Consider the following 6,346-nt stretch of genomic DNA (forward strand, 5'->3'; position numbering starts at 1 on the left):
GCGCTGGCGGATCAGTTCGCGAACCCGGGCGCCCGTTCGGCCACCGCATGCAGGGCCTCCGCGAGCAGGCTGACGGCGGTCGGGATGTCCTCGGTGCGGATGCCCGCGTAGGACAGGCGAAGGTGGCCCGCCTCCTGCTCGCCGATGGTGAAGAACCGGCCCGGGGCCACCGCCACCCCGAGCCGCCCGGCGCTGGTCGCCACCGCGAGGTCGTCGATTCCACGGGGCAGGCGCAGGAAGAGGTTCACCCCGCCGCGCGGCGGGGCGAAGGAGCATTCGGGCAGCTCACGGGCGAGCGCCGCACCCAGGGCCGCGGCCCGCTCCCGCAGGGCGCCGCCCACCGCCCGGACCTGCGCCGACCAGGCCGGCCCGCTGACCAGCTCGATCGCCGTGTGCTGGACCGGGCGGGCGACGAAGGAGTCGTCGACGATCCGCATGGCCGCGATCCGGCTCATCACCGGCCCGCGGGCGATGACCGCGCCCACCCGCAGGCTCGGGGCGAGCACCTTGGTCAGGGAGAGGATCGTGATGACCTGCCCGTGGTCGTCGTCCTGCCACAGCGGGGGCGGCGGCGTCACGGCGGCGAAGCCGAGCCAGCGGGCGAAGTCGTCCTCGACGATGAACGCCCCGGCCCGCCGGCAGATGTCGAGCACTTCACCGCGGCGCTGCGCCGCGAGCACGCTGCCGTCCGGGTTGGCGTACGTGGGCTGGATGACCAGCAGCCGGGCCGACGTCCGCGCGAACGCGTCGCGCAGCAGCTCGGGCCGGATTCCGTCCCGGTCGCCGGGCACCGGGATGGGGATGTGCCCGGCGCTGCGGGCGACGGCGAGCGCGCCGGGGTAGGTGGGGGTGGCGAACAGGACGGGATGGCCGGCGGGCAGGATCGCGCGGAACGTCGCCGACAGCGCGCCCTGGCTGCCCGGGGTGATCAGCACGTTCTCCGGCTCGGCGCCGATCTGCCGGCCGAACCAGCTCCGCAGCTCCGGGATGCCGGCCGTGGGGGAGCTGGCCCAGGCGTCCGGCCGCCGTGCCGCCCGGCTGGCAGCGGCGGCCAGCCGGGTGTCCGCCCGCAGCCCGGGATCGAGGTAGCCCGCCCCCAGCTGGAAACCCGGGCTGCCCATGAGCTGGAACAGCACGTCGAGGCCGGAGGTCTGCACGGGGCTCGGACCGAGCGCGACCTGCTGCCAGTCGGTGTCGCTGGCCTGGACGGTGCGCCGCGCCGAGACGAACGTGCCCGCGCCGGGCCGGGTCACCAGCCGGCCCTCGGCGACCAGCCGGCCCAGCGCCCGCTGCACGGTCACCGGGCCGACGCCGAGCCGCTGCTGCAGCGTCCGCGTGCTGGGCAGCTTCTCCCCGACGGCCCCGCTGTCCGCGAGCCGGCGAAGCTCCCCCACGACCCGGTCGATACTGCTATCGTTGACCATGACGTTAGACGATAGCGCTATCGTTTGCCGGTCCGCGGTGCTTTCGCGTCTCGACCTTCTCGGGCGGGTCCACGATGCCTGAACTCCTGCTGCTGGGACTGTTCGCGGTGCTGATCGGACTGGCCGCGGTGTTCGGGCCGGATACCCGGGACCGCGGCTACGGCCTGCCCGCCCCGCGTCCCCGCCGCCGGGTGTTGCGGCCGAGCTCTGCTCGCCGGGCAGCCGGCCTCCGGCTGGTGTCGTCTCGCTGATCCGCCGCTGTCCGGCGGGTGCCCGTCACCGTCCGGTAGGTGCTGTGCTGTCCGGGTGGCGTAGTGGCTGTCCAGGTGGTGCTGTGGCTGTCCGGGTGGTGCCGCCTGCGTGTCCGTGTGCCTCCGGTCGGCCCGCAGGGGAAGGCGTTCCGGCCTAGTGGCTTTCTGTTGGGCTGCGTGTCAACGCGCAGGTCAGACCGTGTCCGGGCATCGCTTCTCTTACGTTAAGGTTAAGATCCTCAGCGTTTGCTGATGGCCGAAACCCCTCGTGGCCGCTCGATAAGCTGGCGCTATGGTGAGCCGTCCGGAGTTCGCCGCCGTGGGGGATGGGTATGGAGATCGTCTTCTTGTGCGAGCAGTATCCGCCGATCATTTGGGATGGGGCGGGTGTCTACACGCACGACATCGCTCACGCGTTGGCCGCGCTCGGTCATCAGGTCCATATCCTCTGTGCGCAGGGTCGTCGCCGCACCGACGAGGACCATGACGGCGTCAAGGTGTACCGGCGCCCGTTGCTCCGTTTGCCGGTCAGCAGATATCTGGGCCCGCTGGGGCGGTCGTTTCAGGGGAAGAACTATCCACGAGATTCCCTGTCCCTGCGGGTGGTCCTCGCCGTCTCCTACGCTTTCTGGCTGCGCCGCCTCGGGCTGCACCCCGACGTCATCGAGACCCAGGACGGCGAGACCCGCGGTTTGCGTACCGCGGTGCGCCGCGACGTTCCCCTCGTGATCCACCTGCACACGCCGACGATGATGGACGTCCGCCTGCGCGAGGGTGAGCTGCACGGCCGGGGCGCGCTGGCGGACCGGATCGACCGGTTCTCCGCGCTGCGCGCCGACGCGCGGACGGCCCCGTCCGAGCTGATCGTCACCACTCTGCGTGGCTTCGGTTGGCTGAAGAAGAACACCGACGCCGACGTCATCCCCTACCCGTTCGACCGCTCCCCGTACACCGCCGTGCCGTCGCCGCAGCAGACCGACCCCACGCTGCTCGTCGTCGGCCGGCTCGAATGGCGCAAGGGCCTCGACGTGCTGATCGAAGCCGCCGCGCTGCTCGGGGATCGCGGCGTCAAGCCGACAGTGGTCTTCGCTGGCCAGTCGTCCGGCCTCATCGACGACGTCCCGACCGGCACCTGGCTGGCGCGCCGCGCCGCCGAGCTCGGCGTCACCTGCCGCTTCGCGGGCCACCTCACCCGGCCCGAGCTCGTCAAGGCATACGAGGAGGCGCGGGCGGTCGTCGTCCCGAGCCGGTTCGAGAGCTTCTCCATCGCCGGCCTGGAGGGGATGGCCTCGGGTCGGCCGGTCGTCGCGACCGCGACCACGGGCGTCGCGACCTGGGTGGCGAAGTGGGAGGGCGGAACGGTCGTCCCGCCGGAGGACGCACCCGCGCTCGCCGACGCGCTGGAGCCCTTCCTCACCGACCCGGAACTCGCCGCCGCCGTGGGCGCCCGCGGCCGGGTCGGCACCGAGGAGCTGGAGCCGAAGCGGATCGCGGCCCTGCGCGTCGCGGTCTACCAGAAGGCCATCGACCGCCACCGGACGCGTCGCCGCTTCGGTAGGAGGCCGGCGGCCGTTGCCTGACCGGCGGGTGCCGCGGCGCCGGCCCCTAGGCTGGCGGGCATGAGTGCTCTGGCGGGCGTCGCCCTGGAACACCCGGTCATGAACGCGGCAGGCACGTGCAAGTCGGTGGAGGACGTCGACGTCTTCGCCCGGTCCGCGGTCGCGGCGATCGTCGTCGGCTCGATCACCCGCCAGCCGCGGACCGGCAACGCTGGCAACGTCTACTGGCCCGGTCGGGTCTACTCGATCAACGCGCTCGGGTTGCCCAACCGCGGCCTGGACTACTACGGTGCCCATCTGCCCGGGATGGTCGAGCGGGCGCACGAGGCGGGCAAGCCGCTGATCGTCAGCGTCGCCGGGTTCGACGTCGGGGAGTACCGGGAGCTCGCCGAGGTCGTCGCCCAGGCCGGCGTCGACCTCATCGAGCTCAACCTGGCCTGCCCGAACGTCTGGGACGGCGGCGCCCAGAAGCNCATCGCCTGCTTCGACCCCGGCCAGACCGCGGCGATCTGCACCGCGGTCGGCGACGCACTGCTCGCGCGGGCCGGCGGTGATCCGGCCGGCCGCGTTCCCTATGGCGTCAAGATCTCGCCGTTCTCCGACCCGGCGGCTCTCGCCGAGCTCGCCGCGGTGCTCGCCGAGCTCGCCGGGCGGCCCGGCGGTCCGCGCTTCGTCACCGCGGTGAACACCTTCCCCAACGCCCTGGTCATCGACGCCGACCACCGTCCCGTCGTCGACGTGGAGCTGGCCGGGATGAGTGGCCTTGCGCTCAAACCGGTCGGTCTCGGCCAGGTGCGCCAGCTACGCCGGCTGCTGCCGGACACCGTCGACATCGTCGGGGTCGGGGGGGTCGGCGAGGGACGGGACGTCGCCGAGTACCTGCAGGCGGGGGCTGCGGCCGTGCAGGCGGCGACGGCGTTCTGGAACCGCGGTGAGGATCCGTCGGTGTTCGGGTCGATCCTCGCCGGCTGGATCGACGCTGGTGGGATCGACGCCGGTGGGATCGACCACGTGGACTCGGCGGTCCACTGACCCGCGCGGCGGGCCCGGCTCGTCACGCACCGTCGATGAGTCCGTGGCCCCGACGCGCGCGGCGGCCGTGGCCTCGGTGCGGTGAGCGGACTCAGCCGCCGGCGGCCAGACTTCTCGGCACCTCGACGTCGGCGGGACTCGCGGGCTCGGCGGCCGGCTCTGGACCACTTCCCGGCACCAGGGAGATCCGCCGATCCGGCGGGGGNAACGTCAGCCGGAAGGTGAACGCGGTCGCGGTCGGCCCGTGCGTGCGCAGGTGCCGGACCCGCTCCTCGGCCTCCGGCGTGCCGGGCCGGTGCCCGGCGGGCACCCACCACAGGGCGTTGGTGGCCCGGGCGGTCGGATGGAACCACTCCCGCCGGCGCCGCAGGAACGCGCCCTGATCGTGGCGGAAGACGAAGTCGGCGAGCGCGTCCGCCGACTCCCACACCGTCAGGTTCACGATGACGGTGAGGTCGGTCTCGGCGTCGAGCCGGAACGTGTGCACGGCCGCAGCGCCCTGCGCGGGTTGTAGCCGCCAGACGAAGCCGGGCTGCCCGTCGCCGAGGTCGTTCACCGGCGTGAGGCCGGCCAGGATGTCATCCGGCGCGGGGGAGTCGAGCGGGGCGAGTACCCGGGCTATGTTCACCTGGGCCAGATGGTAACCCGTCATGAAAGTAGCCTAGGGACGTCGCCCCGCATCCGCCAGGAATGACGCGCCATCACCCCCTGATGGAGATCGGTGTGCCGATGGGGAGGATTCCCGCCAGTTTTTCGATGTCGGCGTTGCGTAGCCGGATGCAGCCATGGCTGGCGTCCGTCCCGACCAGGTCGGGGCGGTTCGTGCCGTGCAGCCCGATGATCCCGTTGGCGCCGTTGAACTGGGTAATCACGTCCGAGAAGCCCGACAGACCGAAGGCGTAAGGGCCCCACGGCCCGTTCGGATCCGCGGGTCGCAGCAGTTCGGTGAGGTAGAACCGGCCGGACGGCGTGGGGGTGCCGCCGGTTCCGATGCCCACCGGGAGGCGGGCGATGACCGCGCCGTCCCGCAGCACGGTGAGCCGATGCGTGGAGCGGTCGACCTGCAGGTCGTAGGGGGTCTCGGTGACCCGGGTGTCCTCGGCCCGCAGCCATCCCCGCGACCCGTTGGGCCGGACGGGCAACTGGACCAGCAGCCAGCGAGCCCAGCGTTCCTCCACCGCGAACACCAGCGGCACGCCCTCCCGGTTGGGGTTGGCGAGCTGGCCCCGCGGGGCATCGGTGTCCGGGGTTGCGAACCAGGTGATCTCGGGTACCACGGCCTGCGCGACGAGGTGCCGCCTCTTCGCGGGGCCGGCGGTGCCGGTACCGGCCGGGGAAGGCGTCGCTCGGGTCTGCGGCGCCGGGGCGGCGGGGCGCGTCGGCGTGACCCGACCGGAACAGGCGCCGAGTAGGCAGCCCGCGGCCAGTAGCGGCGTAGCCAGGAGCAGGAGGCCGGCCGGGCCGGGGGTGCGGCGCCGAGGCGTCCGACCGAGGCTTGCCGCCGGCGGGCGGGTCGTGTCGGTGCTGCGCATCCAAACCTCCTTGGTCATACGTCGATTACCCTATGTAGTTTCAGGGGGGCGTGCCGGCGCCGGCCGGGAGGGCGCTGAGACGGCCGCCGACCATTCCCGGCGGACCGGGGCAGGCCAGATCCATCCCGGCGGATGGCCGCGTCGCCCCCGGCGCGCACCCCTACGGGCGCGACGGTGCGCCGCGGGGCCGATGCATCGAAATATCTTCCCGGTGATTCTCCGGTCTTTTTCCGGGGCGCGCGAGAATGCGGGAGGAAACGTGAAAAAAGCCGAGGGTGGGCGGCTGGATTTGCAGTCCACGACGGGCCGGATACGCTTTCCCGTGACCTTAGTTGGTTGCTTTTCCGAAACCGTAGGGGAGAACTGTGCGGAGATCAATGAGGACCCGGGCGGCAGTGGTCGCGCTGTCGAGCATGGCGACCATTTTCGTCGCGCTGGGACCAGCGGCTTCGAGCGCCTGGGCGTCCGACGGCGGGGACACGGTCAAGCAGGCTCAGAACTGGGGCGGCGACGACTGGCACAAGGACGGCTGGCGCAAGGACGACTGG

The 6,346-nt window shown here is 72.4% G+C and carries 4 protein-coding genes and 3 pseudogenes; 4 read left to right on the forward strand and 3 right to left on the reverse strand.

The window, feature by feature from the left end:
• Positions 1–11: 11 nt before the first annotated feature.
• Positions 12–1,424 carry a PLP-dependent aminotransferase family protein gene (locus FF86_RS16265; protein WP_044882914.1) on the reverse strand — a complete coding sequence of 471 codons (1,413 nt, stop codon included), beginning with the start codon at positions 1,422–1,424 and terminating at the stop codon, positions 12–14.
• A 74-nt stretch (positions 1,425–1,498) separates the two neighbouring features.
• Between FF86_RS16265 and FF86_RS34265 the strand changes: the two genes are divergently transcribed.
• From FF86_RS34265 to FF86_RS50085, 4 genes and pseudogenes are all read left to right on the forward strand, one after another.
• Positions 1,499–1,675, forward strand: a complete 177-nt coding sequence (locus FF86_RS34265; RefSeq protein ID WP_157866954.1) for a hypothetical protein — start codon at positions 1,499–1,501, stop codon at positions 1,673–1,675.
• Between the two features lie 332 nt (positions 1,676–2,007).
• Positions 2,008–3,255 carry a glycosyltransferase family 4 protein gene (locus FF86_RS16270; RefSeq protein ID WP_044882915.1) on the forward strand — a complete coding sequence of 416 codons (1,248 nt, stop codon included), beginning with the start codon at positions 2,008–2,010 and terminating at the stop codon, positions 3,253–3,255.
• Positions 3,256–3,294: 39 nt separating this feature from the next.
• Positions 3,295–3,706, forward strand: a pseudogene (locus FF86_RS50080) (dihydroorotate dehydrogenase); the annotation flags it as partial.
• A gap of 1 nt (position 3,707) precedes the next feature.
• Positions 3,708–4,266 (forward strand): annotated as a pseudogene (locus FF86_RS50085) (dihydroorotate dehydrogenase); the annotation flags it as partial.
• Between the two features lie 206 nt (positions 4,267–4,472).
• Here FF86_RS50085 and FF86_RS16280 read toward each other — a convergent pair.
• Positions 4,473–4,918: pseudogene (locus FF86_RS16280) on the reverse strand (DUF3291 domain-containing protein); the annotation flags it as partial.
• Positions 4,919–4,967: 49 nt separating this feature from the next.
• Positions 4,968–5,798 (reverse strand): L,D-transpeptidase, encoded by an 831-nt coding sequence (locus FF86_RS16285; RefSeq protein ID WP_242418867.1) that lies wholly within the window; start codon positions 5,796–5,798, stop codon positions 4,968–4,970.
• Positions 5,799–6,346 lie beyond the last annotated feature (548 nt).

The organism is Frankia sp. CpI1-P, from assembly GCF_001421075.1.
In the GTDB taxonomy this organism is placed as follows: domain Bacteria; phylum Actinomycetota; class Actinomycetes; order Frankiales; family Frankiaceae; genus Frankia; species Frankia torreyi.

Coding starts and splice junctions, on each gene's coding strand:
- FF86_RS16265 (WP_044882914.1), bottom strand. CDS start 1,424: ATGGTCAACGATAGCAGTATCGACCGGGTCGTGGGGGAGCTTCGCCGG.
- FF86_RS34265 (WP_157866954.1), top strand. CDS start 1,499: ATGCCTGAACTCCTGCTGCTGGGACTGTTCGCGGTGCTGATCGGACTG.
- FF86_RS16270 (WP_044882915.1), top strand. CDS start 2,008: ATGGAGATCGTCTTCTTGTGCGAGCAGTATCCGCCGATCATTTGGGAT.
- FF86_RS16285 (WP_242418867.1), bottom strand. CDS start 5,798: ATGCGCAGCACCGACACGACCCGCCCGCCGGCGGCAAGCCTCGGTCGG.